We start from the raw sequence: 16,461 nt of genomic DNA on the forward strand, positions 1-16,461 counted from the left end.
CGCCTGGGCCGACGTGGTCCGGCTCGGCGCGCAGAACGGCTTCCGCAACGCGCAGGCCTCGGTGCTCGCCCCGACCGGCACCATCGGCCTGATGATGGACTGCGACACCACCGGCGTCGAACCCGACCTGGCCCTGGTCAAGTTCAAGAAGCTGGTCGGCGGCGGCTCGATGCAGATCGTCAACGGCACCGTCCCGCGCGCCCTGAAGCGCCTCGGCTACCAGGACGAGCAGATCGAGGCGATCGTCGCGCACATCGCCGAGACCGGGAACGTCATCGATGCGCCCGGCCTGAAGGCCGCGCACTACGAGGTGTTCGACTGCGCCATGGGCGAGCGGTCGATCTCCCCGATGGGCCACGTGCGGATGATGGCCGCGATCCAGCCGTGGATCTCCGGCGCGATCTCCAAGACCGTCAACATGCCGGAGAACGCCACCGTCGAGGAGGTCGAGGAGATCTACTTCCAGGCCTGGAAGCTCGGCGTCAAGGCGCTCGCCATCTACCGCGACAACTGCAAGGTCGGCCAGCCGCTCTCGGCCAAGACCAAGGCCCCGGCGGCGGTCGCCACCCCGGCCCCGGCCGCGGCTCCCGCGGTCGAGAAGGTCGTCGAGTACCGCCCGACCCGCAAGCGCCTGCCCAAGGGCCGTCCCGGCATCACCACCTCCTTCACGGTCGGTGGCGCCGAGGGCTACATGACCGCCAACTCCTACCCGGACGACGGTCTCGGCGAGGTCTTCCTGAAGATGTCCAAGCAGGGCTCGACCCTCGCGGGCATGATGGACGCCTTCTCCATCGCCGTCTCGGTCGGCCTGCAGTACGGCGTCCCGCTGGAGACGTACGTCGCCAAGTTCACCAACATGCGCTTCGAGCCGGCCGGCCTGACCGACGACCCGGACGTGCGGATGGCGCAGTCCATCGTGGACTACATCTTCCGCCGCCTGGCCCTCGACTTCCTGCCGTTCGAGACCCGCTCCGCGCTCGGCATCCACTCCGTCGAGGAGCGCACCCGGCACCTGGAGACCGGCTCCTACGAGCCGATCGAGGAGGAGCTCGACGTCGAGTCGCTCGCCCAGTCCGCGCCGCTCTCCGCCGAGAAGCCGCACGTCGCCCTCTCGGTCGTCGAGCAGCCCAAGCCGGCGCCCGCCGCGCACAACTCCACGGAGCTCGCCGAGATCCGCCTCGGCCTGAACGCCGACGCGCCGCTCTGCTTCTCCTGCGGCACCAAGATGCGCCGCGCCGGCAGCTGCTACCTCTGCGAGGGCTGCGGCTCCACCAGCGGCTGCAGCTGACACACTGTCACCGTGCAGTAGCGGGCAGGGCGTCGACCGTTAATTCGGTCGGCGCCCTGCGTCGTGTGCGGACACAATGCCGGGATGGACGAGGCATCGAACAACCGGCTGGAACTGCGCATCGAGGACGCCTCGGAGGGGCGGCGCGAACTCCGGCTGCTGGCCGACGGGCGGGACCTGCTGGACACCGGCTTCGCGGACGGGCACCTCGGCCCGGACCCGCGCTCCCTGCTCGGGCCGTACAGCCCGCTGCTGCCCGACCCCGAGGCCCGGGAGGTTCGGCTCCACGTGGCCGGGTGCGGTGAAGACTGCTGCGGCGCCCTGTATGTGACGGTGCGCCAGAACAGTGGCGCGGTGGTCTGGGACGGCTGGCGCAACCCCGGCATCGAGGACCTCGACCTCCCGGCGTACCGGTTCGACGCCGCGCAGTACCTGGCGGAGCTCGACCGTGCCGGCACCGGGGTCCAGGACTGGCCCGCGCGCGGCGTCGGACGCCTGGTGCAGGACCAACTCGTCCGCCGGCCGGAGCTGTTGGCCGCCTGGGAGTGCGAGTTCGACGTCCTGTGGACGTGGCCCTCGGGTCCTGACCGGATCGACCTGACGTTCTTCTGGCGTCCGGCCGTGCCGGACCGCCCCGGCGATTCGCCCTACCTGCAGTTCCTGGTCGAACTGACCGTCCCCGCCGGTGACCCGGTCGAACTGGCAGCCGACCTCGTCGACCGTCTCACCTCGGCGGACCCGCGCGCCCGGGCCCGGGTCTGCGGCGGCAGTGTCGACTACGCGGAACAGCTCGGCTATCCGTGGCCGGAGGACCTGTGACCCCTGGGTGACCTCGTTCCCCCGGGTGCGTGGGCCGGGCTGCCGGGGGCGCTCCGACCGCGCAGGCTGGGGGGTGGAGATGGGGTGAGCGCGATGCGGCAGCTGGTGGTGACGGGCGGGACGGGGACGCTGGGGCGGGCCGTGGTGCGTCGGTTGCTGGCGCGGGGGTGCCCGGTGCGGGTGGTGAGCCGGCAGGCGCACACACCGGGGGAGCACGGCTGGGCGGTCGCCGACCTGGTGACCGGGCGCGGGCTGGGCGCGGCGCTGACGGGCGCCGGCACGGTGGTGCACTGCGCGACCACCAACGGCAGGCGGGACGTGGACGCCACCCGGCGGCTGGTCCGGGCCGCCCGCGAGGCCGGCGTCCGGCACCTGGTGTACGTGTCGATCGTCGGTGTGGACGCGGTGCCGCTCGGCTACTACCGGGCGAAGGCGGAGTGCGAGCGGCTGGTCGCCGAGTCCGGTCTCGGCTGGACGGTGCTGCGCGCCACCCAGTTCCACGATCTGCTGGTGCGGATGCTGGACGGACTGTCGAAGGCGCCGGTGCTGCTGCTGCCGCGCGGCGTGGCGTTCCAGCCGGTGGACGTGCGGGACGTCGCCGAGCGGCTGGCGGACCTGGCGGAGGCCGCCCCGGCCGGGCGGGTGGCGGACTTCGGCGGCCCGCAGGTGCGTCCGGTGGAGTCGCTGGCGGAGGAGTTCCTGCAGGCCAGGGGCCGTCGGCGGCCGGTGCTGCGGGTGCCGATGCCGGGCGGGGCGGTGAAGGCGCTGCGGGCGGGCGGGAACCTGGCGCCGGAGCACGTGGACGGGCGGATCACCTTTGCGGAGTACCTGGCGGAGCGGTACTGATTTCTGTCAACCAAGGTTGACGCGCTGACCGGTGTCAACCTATGTTGACATCATGAGCGAGACGAAACAGCTCGCGGCCGACGCGAGCAGCGGCGACCCGGCGATCGGCCTGCGCGCCGTCCGGGCCCTGCGCGACCTGGCCGACCGGCTGGAGGAACTCCAGGTCGGCAACGCCCGCGGCAAGGGCTGGTCCTGGCACGACATCGCGGTCTGCCTGGGCGTCACCAGGCAGGCGGTGCACAAGAAGTACGCCAAGCGGACGACGGAACGGGGAGGGGACTGAGATGTTCGAACGGTTCGCGACGGAGGCCCGTCGCACGGTGACGCTGGCGGGCGACGAGGCACAGCGGCTGGGCCACCGCCACCTGGGCACCGAGCACCTGCTGCTCGGCCTGCTGGCCCAGCCGCAGGATCCGGCCGCCCGGCTGCTCGGCCGCTTCGGCCTGGACCTGGACGCCGGCCGGCTCGCGGTGGCCCGCGCGCTGGGCGGCCCGGACCCCGAGCGCGACGGCGCCGCGCTGGCGACGATCGGCATCGACCTGGCGGCGGTGCGCGAGGCCGTCGAGTCGACGTTCGGCCCGGGCGCGCTGGACGCCCCGCCGGCCGGCGGACGCTCGCGGTGGAGCGGGCCGCGGTTCACCGACCGGGCCAAGCGGGTGATGGCGCTGTCGCTGCGGGCCGCAGCCGACGGGCGGGTGCGGCGGATCGAGACCGGCCATCTGCTGCTCGGCCTGATCCGCGAGGGCGGCGGCACGGCCGTGCGGCTGCTGCGCGAGCGGGGTGTGGACCTGGCGGACCTGGAGCGGGAGGCCGAGGCGATGTCGGCGGACGGTCGGGCCGAGGCCTCGTAGCACGGCACGGTCACAAGTGGGGCGCCGGTCGATGAAGGTCGAACGCGCTCCTTGGCGTGGGGTGACCGGTGGGTTAACGTCTTTGAGCCAGCGATCAGCTGGGTACACCCACATCTCCGGTACAGCGCAGTGTTGTGTTCGTCTTACGGCTGGCATGCCCATGCCCTGGCAAGGAGGACCGCATTGACCACCCCTGTGACCACTGGACGCCGGCGGCTACTGGCTGTCCCGGCCGTTCTGGCACTGGCACTGACAGCCGCCTGCTCCAACAGCTCGTCGTCCGGCGGCGGGAGCGGTTCGTCGGCCGCCGCGCTCACCGGTGACTGCGCCAAGTACCAGGCGTACGCGGGCCATTCGGGCACCAAGGTGTCGATGTACGCGTCGATCCTGGCGCCGGAGTCGGACTCCCTGGAGAAGTCCTGGGCCGACTTCAGCTCGTGCACCGGCATCAAGATCGACTACGAGGGCTCCAACGACTTCGAGTCGCAGCTGCCGGTCCGGGTGGCCGGCGGCAACGCCCCCGACCTGGCGATCATCCCGCAGCCCGGACTGCTCGCCCAGATGGTGAAGAGCGGCAAGGTGGTCAAGCCCCCGCAGCAGACCGTCGACCAGGAGAACAAGTGGTCGCCGATCTGGAAGACCTACGGGTCGGTCAACGGCACCTTCTACGCGGCGCCGATGAGCGCCAACATGAAGTCCCTGGTCTGGTACTCCCCGAAGGCGTTCAAGGCCGCCGGGTACGAGGTCCCGAAGACCTGGGCCGACCTGATGGCGCTCAGTGACAAGATCGCCAGGGCCGGGGCCATGAAGCCCTGGTGCGGCGGCATCGGGTCCGGCACCGCCACCGGCTGGCCGGCCACCGACTGGCTGGAGGAGGTCGTCCTCGGCAGCTACGGCGGCGACGTCTACGACCAGTGGGTCAGCCACAAGGTGAAGTTCTCCGACGAGAAGATCACCACCGCGATGAAGACCGTCGCCGACTGGATGCAGAACCCGGCCTGGGTCAACGCCGGCTTCGGCGACGTCAAGTCGATCGCCACCACCACCTTCCAGGACGCCGGCACCCCGATCCTGCAGAACAAGTGCGGGATGCTCCAGCAGGCGTCCTTCTACCGGGCGCAGTGGCCCAAGGGCACCGACATCGGCCCCGACGGCGACATCTTCGCCTTCCGCCTGCCCGCGGTGAACCCGCAGGTCACCAGCCCGGTCGAGGGCGGCGGAGAGTTCGCCGCCGCGTTCTCCGACCGGCCCGAGGTGCAGGCCGTGCAGAACTACCTGTCCAGCTCCGACTGGGCGAGCAGCCGGGTGAAGGTCTCGCCCGGCTGGGTGTCCGCCAACCAGGGCGTCGACAAGAGCCTCTACACCGACCCGATCGACAAGCTGTCCGCCGACGCGCTCACCGACCCGGCGGCCACCTTCCGCTTCGACGGCTCCGACCTGATGCCCGCCGCTATCGGCGCCGGCGCCGAGTGGAAGGCGCTCACCGCCTGGTTCGCCGAGGGCCAGTCGATCCAGAAGACGGCCGCCGACATCGACGCCGCCTGGCCGCAGTAGGCCGGGAACCCCGGACAGCGCGGGCGGAGCCGTCCGTCCGCGCTGCCCTCCCCATGCCCTGCGGCCACCCGAACGCCCTGAGATCACCAGGTCTTGAGGAAGGACCCCGCGCATGCCCACCGACACCCGGCTCGCCGGGCCGGCGCTCCACCTCGCGGACTCGCTCTGGCAGGACGCGGCAGTCAAGTTCGGCAACACCGCCGGCGCCGTACTGGGCTTCGTCGGCCTCCTGCTGGCCGTCTTCTTCGCCGCCGGCCGCGCCACCGGACGCTTCTCCCGGCCGCTGGCGATCGTGCTGATGCTCGGCCCGGCGATCGTGCTGCTGCTCACCGGCCTGGTGGTGCCGCTGCTGCGCACCGTCGTGCTGAGCTTCCTGGACGCCGACAGCGCGAAGTTCGTCGGCGGGAAGAACTACGGCTGGGCGCTGACCAGTTCACCCATCCACGGGGTGCTGCTGAACACCCTGCTGTGGCTGGTGATCGCCCCCCTCGCGGCCACCGGGCTCGGCCTCGCGCTGGCCCTGATGGTGGACCGGATGCGCGGGCAGGCGATCTACAAGTCGCTGATCTTCATGCCGATGGCGGTCTCCCTGGTGGCCGCCTCGATCGTCTTCAAGCTGGTGTACGAGTCGCGCGGCGCCGGCCAGAACCAGGTCGGCCTGCTCAGCCAACTCGCCGTCGCGCTCGGCTGGGACGACCCGCCGAACTGGATCCTGTCCCAGCCGCTGAACAACTTCCTGCTGATGGCCGTCCTGGTCTGGGTGCAGACCGGCTTCGCCATGGTGGTGCTGTCCGCCGCGATCAAGGCCATCCCGGACGAGATCACCGAGGCCGCCCGGCTCGACGGGGCCACCGGACTGCGGCTGTTCCGACACGTCACCGTGCCGATGATCCGCACCACGCTGGTGGTGGTGCTCACCACCATCATGATCATCACGCTGAAGGCCTTCGACATCGTCCGCACCATGACCGGCGGCAACTTCGGCACCCAGGTGCTCGCCAACGAGATGTACTCGCAGAGCTTCGAGCAGTACAACTACGGCCGCGGCAGCGCCCTCGCGGTGATCCTCTTCCTCGCGGTGGCCCCGCTGGTGGTCTACAACATCGCCCTGCTGCGCAAGGAGCGTGCGACCAGATGAGCGCCCAGCCCACCCTGGCCCCCACCGAGGCCGCGAAGCCCGAACTGCCGCCCGTGAAGGCCGTCCGACGGTCCTTCAGCAGCCCGCTGGCGAGCGCCCTGGTGGTCGCCGTGACCGCCCTGTGGACCATCCCGACCGTCGGCCTGCTGGTCACCTCGCTGCGCCCCAAGGGCGACGTCGCCTCCACCGGCTGGTGGGAGGCGTTCGTCCATCCCGACTTCGGCCTGGAGAACTACCGGTCGGTGCTGTTCGACAACTCCTTCGGCACCTCCGGCGGCCTGATGCCGTACCTGGTCAACTCGGTGGCGATCAGCATCCCCGCCACCGTCTTCCCGCTGGTGCTGGCCGCGATGGCGGCCTACGCGCTGGCCTGGGTGCGGTTCAAGGGGAGCGACACCCTGTTCTTCGTGATCTTCGCGCTGCAGATCGTGCCGCTGCAGATGGCGCTGATCCCGCTGCTGCGGCTGTTCTCCGGCGGCGCCCACCTCGGGTCGGTGACGGTGATCCCGGCGCTCAACCTGAAGGACACCTACCTGCCGGTGTGGCTGACCCACACGATGTTCGCGCTGCCGCTGGCGATCTTCCTGCTGCACAACTTCATCGCCCAGCTGCCCCGCGACCTGATGGAGGCCGCCGTGGTGGACGGGGCCTCGCACTTCAAGATCTTCCGCTCGATCGTGCTGCCGCTGAGCGCCCCCGCGCTGGCCTCGTTCGCCATCTTCCAGTTCCTGTGGGTGTGGAACGACCTGCTGGTGGCGCTCACCTTCGCCGGCGGCAATCCGACCGTCGCGCCGATGACCTCCCGGCTGGCCCAGCTGTCCGGCTCGAACGGCAGCCGCTGGGAACTGCTGTCGGCGGGCGCCTTCCTGTCGATGGTGGTGCCGTTGGCGGTGTTCTTCGCGCTCCAGCGCTACTTCGTCCGCGGGCTGCTGGCCGGGTCGGTGAAGGGCTGAGCCGTTCCTTCAGGGGTTGAACACATCGAGCTGTGTTGAAGGTGTGCAGACACACTGGTCGGATGCGGAGCGTTCGCGTTCGAGTTGGCCGGAAGTCGTGGCTGTGATGTGAGGGTTCTGCGGACGCGCCGGGGTCGGAGCCGATAGGACGGAGGACGGCACTTCTGCCGTTCATCCGGTCATCCGACCTTGGGGGGTTGGCGTGAGGTTCAGAAAACGGCTCGCCGGGCTGCTCGTGGCCCTGCTCGCATCCACCGGACTGATGGCGGGGCCCGCGGCACACGCGGACACCACCGCCGTCCTCGGCAACAACACCACCGGCACCGCCACCGACTCCGGCGACTCCAACTACATCAACACCTCGCGCTTCGTGACCGGCGCCAGCGGCGGAACGGTCAACAGCGTCAGCGTGTACGTGGGCGCCGTCGGCGCCACGCCGAACGACCAGTACCAGGTCGCGGTGTACGGCGACGTCGCCGGCAAGCCCGGCCCGCTGCTCGGCGCCTCCACCTCCGGCACGCTCACCGCGCACACCTGGAACACCCTGCCGGTCGCCGCCACCCTGGCGCCCAACACGCCCTACTGGCTGGCGTACAACTCCAACGGCGTCTCCGCCGCGGTCAACAACCTCAACTACGCCACCGGCGGTCAGAGCGGCTACTCCACCGGCGGCCAGGCCTTCGGAACCTGGCCCAGCAGCTTCGGCGCCGTCTCCACCGGCAACCTCAACTACTCGATCTACGCCACCTACACCCCGTCCGGCGGCGGCAGCACCACGCCCGGCAGCGGCCCCGGCAATGAGGGCCCGATCCTGCTGGTCACCGACCCCGCCAACCCGTACACCTCGTACTACGGCGAGATCCTCAAGGCCGAGGGCCTGAACTACTACAAGACCGCCGACATCGGCACCGTCACCGCCGCCACCCTCGCCGCCTACGACGTGGTGCTGCTGGCGGAGAACCAGCTGACGGCCGCCCAGACCACCATGTTCACCACCTGGGTGAACGGCGGCGGACGGCTGGTCGCGATGCGGCCCGACAAGCAGCTCGCCGGGCTGCTCGGCCTCACCGCCACCACCGACACGCTGGCCGACTCCTACCTGAAGATCGACACCACTGCCGCGCCCGGCCTCGGACTGACCTCCGACACCATCGGCTACCACGGCACCGCCGACAAGTACACGCTGAACGGCGCCACCGCCGTCGCCACCCTGTACAGCGACACCGCCGTGGCCACCACCAACCCGGCCGTCACGCTGCGCACCGCCGGCACCGGCCAGGCCGCCGCGTTCACCTTCGACCTCGCCAAGTCCGTGGTGCAGACCCGCCAGGGCAACATCGCCTGGGGCGGCCAGCAGCGCGACAACGTGGACGGCATCGAGGCCAGCGAGATGTTCTTCGGCACCGGGGGACAGCTCAACTGGAACAACCTCGACAAGGCGCAGATCCCGATCGCCGACGAGCAGCAGCGCCTGCTCGGCAACCTGATCACCACCATGGACGCCGCCAAGAAGCCGCTGCCGAAGTTCTGGTACTTCCCCCGCGACGTCAAGGCCGTCGTGGTGATGACCGGTGACGACCACGGCATCGGCGGCACCACCGGACGCTTCGACGGCTACATCGCGCAGAGCCCGGTCGGCTGCAACGTCGCCAACTGGGAGTGCGTGCGCGCCTCGTCCAACGTCTACGCCAGCGGACCGATGACCGACGCCCAGGCCAAGGCCTACTCCGACCAGGGCTTCGAGATCGGCACGCACATCACCACCAGCTGCACCCCGTGGGGCACGCCCACCGACCTGGCGAACGTCTACACCGCCCAGATCGCCGCCTGGAAGGCCAAGTTCCCCTCGCTGCCCAACCCGGACAGCACCCGCACCCACTGCGTCGAGTGGGACGACTGGGCCAGCCAGGCCAAGACCAAGCTCGCCAACGGCATCCGGCTGGACACCGATTACTACTACTACCCGGGCAGCTTCGTGCAGGACCGGCCCGGCTACTTCAACGGCACCGGCCTGCCGATGAAGTACGCGGACACCAACGGCGCCACCATCAACGAGTACCAGGCCACCACCCAGCTCACCGACGAGTCCGGGCAGTCCATGCCGGGCACCGTCAACACGCTGCTGGACAACGCCTACAACTCCAAGGGCTACTACACCGTCCTGACCGCCAACATCCACACCGACTACGCCGCCTCCACCGCGTCCGACCAGGTCATCGCCTCGGCCAAGGCGCACGGCACCCCCGTGGTCTCCGGCCGGCAGCTGCTGAACTGGCTGGACTTCCGCAACGGCTCCGCGTTCTCCGGGATGGCGTGGAACGCGAACACGCTGAGCTTCAGCATCACCGGCGGCGCGAACGGCCTGCGGGCCATGGTTCCGGTCAACTCGGCGGGCGGCACCCTCACCGGCATCAAGCAGGGCACCACGGCCGTCAACTACCGGATCGAGACCATCCACGGCATCACGTACGCCTTCTTCGACGGCAACGTGGGCTCCTACACCGCGACCTACGGCACCGACACCGTCCCGCCGACGGTCACCGGCTCCGTCCCGGCCAACGGCGCGACCGGCGTCGCCGCCACCGCCCCGGTGAAGGCCTCCTTCAGCGAGCCGGTCCAGGCCGCGACCGTCACCTCCGCCAACGTCACCCTGAAGACCACCACCGGCGGTACCGCGGTGGCCGGCACCGTCGCGCTGGACGCCGCGACCAACACCGTCACCTTCACCCCGACCGCGGCCCTCGCGCTCAACACCGGCTACACGCTGGGCATCGCCAACGTGAAGGACCTGGCGGGCAACACCCAGGCCGCCGCCTACTCCGCGGCCTTCACCACCGCCGGCGCCCCGCCGCAGACCATCGGCAACAACGCCATCGGCACCCAGCTCGACGACACCAACTCCAACCACCTCAACGGCTCGAAGATCACCACCGGCGCCGCACCGATCGCGCTCACCTCGCTGAACGCGCACATCGGCCAGACCAGCGCCTCGCCCAACAACCAGTTCCAGATCGCCGTCTACAGCGACAACGGCGGCTCGCCGGACGCCCTGCTGGCCACCAGCTCGGTCGGCGTGCTGAGCTCCAACGCCTGGAACAGCGCGACCATCAGCTACACCCTGGCCGCCAACACGACCTACTGGCTGGTCTACAACTCCAACGGCACCAGCTCCACCGTCAACAACATGCACTACAGCTCCGGCCCCGCCGGGTCCGGCGTCTACAGCAGCGCGAGCGTCCCGTTCGGAACCTTCCCGGCGAGCTTCGGAACCGCCGTGAAGGACAACCTCGTGTACTCGCTGTACGGCACCTATTGATCGGCAGCTGCTGATCGGTACTTGTTGATCGGTACTTGTTGATCGGCGCCTGCAGAGCGGGACCTGCTGATCGGGACCGTTGTTCCTGTCCGTACTCCCGCTGCCGGGGCGGTTTGTGTCACAACTCTGTGACCAAGCCGCCCCGGCGGCTTTTTGAACCTGTTCAGAAGTGGTGCCCGGGTCCTAGAGTCACCGGCACGAACAGGCGTGCGGCTGGCTGAAAGTCGGCGCGCGCCCGCATTCTGAGGGGGTTTCATGTCGCAGTCGTCCGACTCCAGCGACAGCACCGGTTCCGGAGGATCGGGCGGCACCGCCGGCGTTGGTGGCCCGGGCGGCGCTGCCGGTGCCGGTGGCTCCGGTGGCTCTGCCGCTGTCGGCAGCTCCGGTGGCTCTGGTGGTTCCGGTGGCCGGCCGCAGTCCGGATCGGGGGCGGGCGGGGTGCCGCAGCCGCTCAACCCGTTCGCGCCGCCCCCGACGGCCGGATCGGGGGCGGTGCCGCGGCCCGGGGCGTTCGCGAAGGGAGCGCCGGTCGGGGCTGCTGCCCGGCCTGCGACAGGCGGCAACCCGTACCAGTACCGGCCGGTGGATCCGCTGCCCGAACCGGAGTGGCTGCGGCCCAGCAAGCCCCGGGCCGCCGCGCCCGCCCGCCTGCGGGTACTGATCGCGGCCGCGGTGTCCGGTCTGGTCAGCGCGTTGGTGCTCGGCGACGGACTCGGCATCAACCTGCTGCTCTGCGCCGTTGCGGGCGCAGCCGGCGCCGGGATGACCGCACTGGGCACCGGACGGCGGATCAAGCCGTGGCACCTGGTGTTCGCCGTGGCGGCGCTGCTGCTCTGCGTGGTGCCGGCCGTCAGTGGTGCGGACGGGGCGGTGATGCTCGCCGTGCTCGCCGCGATCTGCCTCGGCTCGCTCACCCTGCACGGCGGTGCCCGCTGGATCGGGGTGGCGATGGGATCCATCGGACTCTGGGCGCACTTCATGCCCGGGCTCGCCTGGGGACTCCGGACGCTGAGGGAGCGCCGCTTCCCGGCCAGGGCCCGCGTCGGGCAGGTGGCCAAGGCCGTCGGCGTCTCGCTGCTGCTGCTGGTGGTCTTCGGCACGCTGTTCGCCGGCGCCGACTCCACCGTCGCCGACCTGCTCGCGCACCTCGTCCCCTCGGTGGAGCCCGGGGAGACCCCGCTGCGCTTCGTGTTCTTCGTCGGCGGAGCGTTGCTGGCCCTGGGCGCCGCGCACGCCGCCGCCGCACCGCGCCGCTGGGACCGGACCGAGATCCGCGCCGGCAAGGAACGCGGACGGCTGGAGTGGGCGATGCCGCTGGCGGTGATGAACCTGCTGTTCGGCACCTTCGTGGCGGTGCAGCTGGTGGTCCTGATCGGGGGCTACGGCTCGATCATGCGCCGCACCGGGATGACCCCTGCCGCGTATGCTCGCCAGGGTTTCTGGCAGCTGCTCTGGATCGCCGTGCTCACCCTGGTGGTGGTCGCGCTCGCCAAGTACTGGGCGCCGCGCAGCAACGCGGGCGACCGGCGGCTGGTGAAGGTGATGCTCGGACTGCTCTGCACGCTCACCCTCGTCGTGGTCGGCACCGCGCTGGTCCGGATGAGCCTGTACATGGACGCCTTCGGACTCACCCGCCTGCGGGTGAACGTCGCCGCGGTGGAGATCTGGCTCGGCCTGGTCTTCCTGATGGTGCTGTGCGGCTCGGTGCTCTCCTCCCGCCGTTGGCTGCCCCGTGCGGTCGTGCTCAGCGCGGCGCTGGCCGTGGCGCTGTTCGGCCTGCTGCGGACCGACGGCCTGATCGCCGAGCAGAACGTCGACCGCTACCGCACCTCGGCGGCCCGCCTCGACCTCGCCTACCTGCGCGGCCTCTCCGTCGATGCCGTGCCCGTGCTGGACCAACTGCCCGACGACCTGCGCACCTGCGCGCTCCAGCCGATCGCCGCCGAGCTGGCCGACGAACCCGCGCCCTCCTGGTACGCCATGAGCCGGGCCGAGGCTCGCGCCCGCGAGATCCTCGCGGCGCACCCCGTGGTCTGGGACCGCGGCCAGGCCTGCCGACGGGTCGGGCTGGTCGAGGCGGGGAGCGAGTACCGCTGACGGGCGGTGGCGGTTTGCCGGCCGGGTGGCCGGGTGGCCGGGTGGCAGGTTGGTTGACTGGCTCGGCTTGGTGGTTGGTGGCCGCTGCTTGGTGGGTGCTGGCTGCCGGTCGTCGACTGCCGCTTGGGGTTGCCGACGGCCGACTGTTGTCTGGTGGTTGTTGGGTGCCGGTTGCGGGTGCTGGTGCCGAGGGAGGGTGGGGGAGGGGCTGAGCTCCGCCCCCACCCTCCGGGGCGTCAGCCTGATCCGCGCGGCGTCATATCGCCATTCCGGCCGGGGCTTCAGCGGGCAGGTCGGAGGCCTTCGCCTTGACCACGAACAGCGCGGAGAGCAGTGCGACGGCCGCGAACGCCACACCCACCACGAAGGCGTGCGAGACGGCGTAGGCCAGCACTTCGTTGGCCCACTTGCTGCCGGGCGGGAAGGTCTGGTGCTGCTGGGCGTACTGCAGGTCGGTCGGGGTGGCGTGGGCGAGGAAGTGCGACTGTTGGCGGTTGCCCTCGGAGGTGGCGGCCTTGGCGAAGACCGTGGTGAGTATCGACAGGCCGACCGAACCGCCGATCTGCTGCACCGAGTTGAGCAGACCCGAGGCGGCGCCCGTCTCGTGGGCGGCGACTCCGGAGACCGCCATCAGCATCACCGGGACGAAGATCAGGCCCATGCCGAAGCCGAAGGTGACCGTCGGGCCGAGGACGCCGAGTGGGTAGCTGCTGTTCACGTCGGTCTGCGTCAGCCAGCTCAGCCCGATCGTCACCAGGACGCTGCCGGTGGCCAGGAACGGCTTGGGCCCGAGCCTCGCCTGGAAGACCGAGGCGAGCTGCGCGGCGACGATGATCGCGACGCTGATCGGGAGGAAGGCCACACCCGCCTTGAGCGCGCTGTAGCCGAGGACGCGCTGAACGAAGAGCGTGACGTAGAAGAAGATGCCGAACATGGCCGCGGCCAGGCAGAGCATCATGATCAGGCCGCCGGTGCGGTTCCGGTTCCGCAGCAGCCGCAACGGGGTGATCGGTTGGGCGGTGCGCTGTTCGATCACCGCGAACGCGACCAGCAGGACCGCGCCGACGGCGAACGAGCCGATCGTCACGCTGTCACCCCAGCCGGCCTTCGGGTCCGCGGCGTGGATGAACCCGTAGACCAGGCTGACCAGGCCGAGCGTGGAGGTGAGTGCGCCGGGCAGGTCGAACGTGCCCGGGTGCCGCTCGGACTCGTTGATGTAGCGCGGTGCAGCGATGGCGATCAGCACGGCGATCGGCACGTTCACGAAAAACACCCAGCGCCAGTTCATGTACTCCGTGAGCACACCGCCGGCCAGCAGACCTATCGCGGCACCCGAACCGGCCACCGCCGAGAAGACACCGAAGGCTCGGTTCCGCTCCGGCCCCTCCTTGAAGTTGGTAGCGATCAGCGCGAACGCCGTGGGTGAACAGATCGCACCGCCGATGCCTTGCAGTGCGCGGGCGGCCAGCAACATGCCGCCGTTCTGCGCGAAACCGCCGAGCAGCGAGGCCAGGCCGAACAGCACCACGCCCACGACGAACACCCGCCGACGGCCGAGGATGTCGCCAGCCCGGCCGCCGAGCAGCAGCAGGCCGCCGAACGTCAGCGTGTAGGCGTTGATCACCCAGGACAGGTTCGTGGTGGAGAACTTCAGTGCGTCCTGAATGTGGGGAAGCGCGATGTTCACGATGGTCGCGTCGAGGACGACCATGAGCTGAGTGGCCGCGATGACCGTGAGCGTGATGCCCTTGCGTTGGTCGCGACCGGCCCCCGGCGGAGCCGACTTGCTGAGCGTGTCGGAGATAGCCACTGTTGTGCCCCCTGCTGGCTACTGCTATCGGTTGCTGTTTCGGTAAGGTGCTCGGCGATGCAGATAGTGAACGGCATCGTTCACTGCGGGGGACATTAGTCGGCACCGATAGTGAACGCAACCGTCTTTTAGGGTGGATGACGATGGATCAGCCGGACCGGCGACAGTCGGCCGACGGCCCCGCGGGGGGAGCTCCGCTGCGCAGGCGCGGCAAGGCGCTGGAGGCTGCGATCTTCGAGGCCGCGCTCGACCAGCTCACGTCCGGCGGGTTCGCCCGGATGACCATGGAAGGGGTGGCCGGCGCCGCACAGACCGGCAAGGCCGCGCTCTACCGGCGCTGGGCCTCCAAGGCGGACTTGGTGATGGACGCGCTGGTCGCCGCCATGCCGCCCCCCACCGGCATCCCCGACCTCGGCTCCGCGGAGGCCGAGCTGCGGCACGTCGTCCAGGGCTACATCGTGGTGCTGAACTCCCGACTCGGTGCGGCCGTTCGCACCCTGATGGGTGAACTCGACCACGAGCGCGCCGAGTTCTTCAAGGGCTTCCTGCACGAGCGGGTGGTCGAACCGACCGCCGCGGGCATCCTCGGCATCCTGCGCCGCGGCGAGGCCCGGGGTGATGTCCGCAAGGGCGCCGCGGTGTCGACGGTCGCTGACGTGATGCCGGCGATGCTGCTGTACCGGGCCAAGTTCTGTGGCGGGGTGTGCGACGAGGAGTTCGGCGAGGAACTGCTCGGGCAGGTGCTGCTGCCGATGGTCAGGCCGTAGTGCACACGGGGTGGCGCGGCGCGGCCGGGCGTGAGCCTCGGGTCGGTTGGTGCCGGCTCTGGGGCCTGTACGGGGCTTGCGCGGGCCCTGCTCGGGTGTTGTGGCTCGGATCCTGCGCGTTCTGGCCCTTCGCGGGTCGTGTGTGGGCCCTGCTCGGGCAGGTCGAGGCGGCCGGGCTGTCCGAGCGGCGGCGTAGGCTGAAAGCAGTCGGGGCGTGCTCGTGCGCGGGCCCGGCTGTCGATCTGTCCAGTGAAGGAACCTTCGATGCCGTACGACCCTCCGACGCACTCGGTCGAGCGTTCCCTGCGCCGGGCCGGAGCCAGCCTGGTCGTCGGGCTGGACGAGGTGGGCCGTGGTGCCTGGGCCGGGCCGGTCATGGTCGGTGCCGCCGTCACCGGGCTGCGCCGCCCGCCGGAGGGGCTCACCGACTCCAAGCTGCTCACCGAGCGGCGTCGGGAGGCGCTCGTCCCGATCCTGGAGGACTGGGTGACCGCCTACGCGATCGGCGCCGCCTCGCCCCGGGAGTGCGACGACCTCGGCATGACGGCCGCGCTGCGGCTGGCCGCCGTCCGCGCCCTGGAGGCGCTGCCGGTGCAGCCCGACGCGGTGATCCTGGACGGCAAGCACGACTACCTGGGCGGCCCGTGGCGGGTTCGCACGGTGATCAAGGGCGACCAGTCGTGCGTCTGCGTGTCCGCAGCCTCGGTGCTGGCCAAGGTCCGGCGGGACGCGCTGATGGCCGAACTCGGGGTGGACCACCCGGCGTTCGCGTTCGAGGAGAACGCCGGCTACCCCTCGCCGACCCACCGTGCCGCACTGGAGGAGCTCGGCCCCACCGAGCACCACCGCCTCTCCTGGGCCTACATGGATGCCCTGCCGCGCTGGAGCCACCTCAAGCGGCAGCGGGTCCCGGTCGATACCGGCGAGCAGCTCTCGCTCGGCTTCTGACCGCTTTCGGCGTCGCTCGCGGCGCGCTCTCGGCTTCGTGCCTGCGCCATCGGCCTCGCGCTGCGGCCCGGGCG

At 70.6% G+C, this 16,461-nt stretch carries 13 protein-coding genes; 12 read left to right on the forward strand and 1 reads right to left on the reverse strand.

Features of this window, described 5'->3' with window-relative positions; all coding sequences use genetic code 11:
- The 10 genes from IEZ12_RS38860 to IEZ12_RS21885 all read left to right on the forward strand — a co-directional run.
- The coding region (locus tag IEZ12_RS38860; RefSeq protein WP_444542896.1) for a ribonucleotide reductase barrel domain-containing protein at positions 1 to 1,288 on the forward strand (1,288 nt) is incomplete at its 5' end.
- A gap of 84 nt (positions 1,289 to 1,372) precedes the next feature.
- Positions 1,373 to 2,107, forward strand: coding sequence for a hypothetical protein (locus tag IEZ12_RS21845; RefSeq protein ID WP_189273824.1), 735 nt, complete (start codon positions 1,373 to 1,375; stop codon positions 2,105 to 2,107).
- A 93-nt stretch (positions 2,108 to 2,200) separates the two neighbouring features.
- The gene (locus IEZ12_RS21850) at positions 2,201 to 2,953 is read left to right on the forward strand and encodes an SDR family oxidoreductase (protein WP_189273915.1); all 753 of its coding nucleotides are present in this window, start codon (positions 2,201 to 2,203) and stop codon (positions 2,951 to 2,953) included.
- A 52-nt stretch (positions 2,954 to 3,005) separates the two neighbouring features.
- Positions 3,006 to 3,236, forward strand: coding sequence for an RNA polymerase subunit sigma-70 (locus IEZ12_RS21855; RefSeq protein WP_189273826.1), 231 nt, complete (start codon positions 3,006 to 3,008; stop codon positions 3,234 to 3,236).
- 1 nt (position 3,237) lies between these two features.
- Complete coding sequence (locus tag IEZ12_RS21860; RefSeq protein WP_189273828.1) at positions 3,238 to 3,804, forward strand: Clp protease N-terminal domain-containing protein; 567 nt, start codon at positions 3,238 to 3,240, stop codon at positions 3,802 to 3,804.
- A gap of 183 nt (positions 3,805 to 3,987) precedes the next feature.
- Positions 3,988 to 5,358: an ABC transporter substrate-binding protein gene (locus IEZ12_RS21865; RefSeq protein ID WP_189273830.1), complete on the forward strand. Its 1,371-nt coding sequence runs from the start codon at positions 3,988 to 3,990 to the stop codon at positions 5,356 to 5,358.
- Positions 5,359 to 5,470: 112 nt separating this feature from the next.
- Positions 5,471 to 6,496, forward strand: a complete 1,026-nt coding sequence (locus IEZ12_RS21870; protein WP_189273832.1) for a carbohydrate ABC transporter permease — start codon at positions 5,471 to 5,473, stop codon at positions 6,494 to 6,496.
- Positions 6,493 to 7,449: a carbohydrate ABC transporter permease gene (locus IEZ12_RS21875; RefSeq protein ID WP_229847758.1), complete on the forward strand. Its 957-nt coding sequence runs from the start codon at positions 6,493 to 6,495 to the stop codon at positions 7,447 to 7,449. The genes IEZ12_RS21870 and IEZ12_RS21875 overlap by 4 nt, the downstream gene beginning before the upstream one ends.
- Before the next feature lie 202 nt (positions 7,450 to 7,651).
- Positions 7,652 to 10,765 (forward strand): Ig-like domain-containing protein, encoded by a 3,114-nt coding sequence (locus tag IEZ12_RS21880; protein ID WP_189273834.1) that lies wholly within the window; start codon positions 7,652 to 7,654, stop codon positions 10,763 to 10,765.
- A 582-nt stretch (positions 10,766 to 11,347) separates the two neighbouring features.
- Positions 11,348 to 12,862, forward strand: a complete 1,515-nt coding sequence (locus IEZ12_RS21885) for a DUF4153 domain-containing protein (protein WP_189273836.1) — start codon at positions 11,348 to 11,350, stop codon at positions 12,860 to 12,862.
- Positions 12,863 to 13,118: 256 nt separating this feature from the next.
- On the opposite strand, the gene IEZ12_RS21890 is transcribed toward IEZ12_RS21885, so the two are convergent.
- Complete coding sequence (locus IEZ12_RS21890; RefSeq protein ID WP_373295510.1) at positions 13,119 to 14,672, reverse strand: MFS transporter; 1,554 nt, start codon at positions 14,670 to 14,672, stop codon at positions 13,119 to 13,121.
- Between the two features lie 137 nt (positions 14,673 to 14,809).
- Between IEZ12_RS21890 and IEZ12_RS21895 the strand changes: the two genes are divergently transcribed.
- A complete protein-coding gene (locus tag IEZ12_RS21895; protein ID WP_189273838.1) occupies positions 14,810 to 15,439 on the forward strand; it encodes a TetR/AcrR family transcriptional regulator in 630 nt (209 codons plus the stop codon).
- Positions 15,440 to 15,703: 264 nt separating this feature from the next.
- Entirely contained in the window at positions 15,704 to 16,387 is a 684-nt protein-coding gene (rnhB, locus tag IEZ12_RS21900) for a ribonuclease HII (protein ID WP_189273840.1), read from the forward strand.
- Positions 16,388 to 16,461: the final 74 nt, after the last annotated feature.

This window comes from Kitasatospora griseola (assembly GCF_014648555.1).
Taxonomy (GTDB): domain Bacteria; phylum Actinomycetota; class Actinomycetes; order Streptomycetales; family Streptomycetaceae; genus Kitasatospora; species Kitasatospora griseola.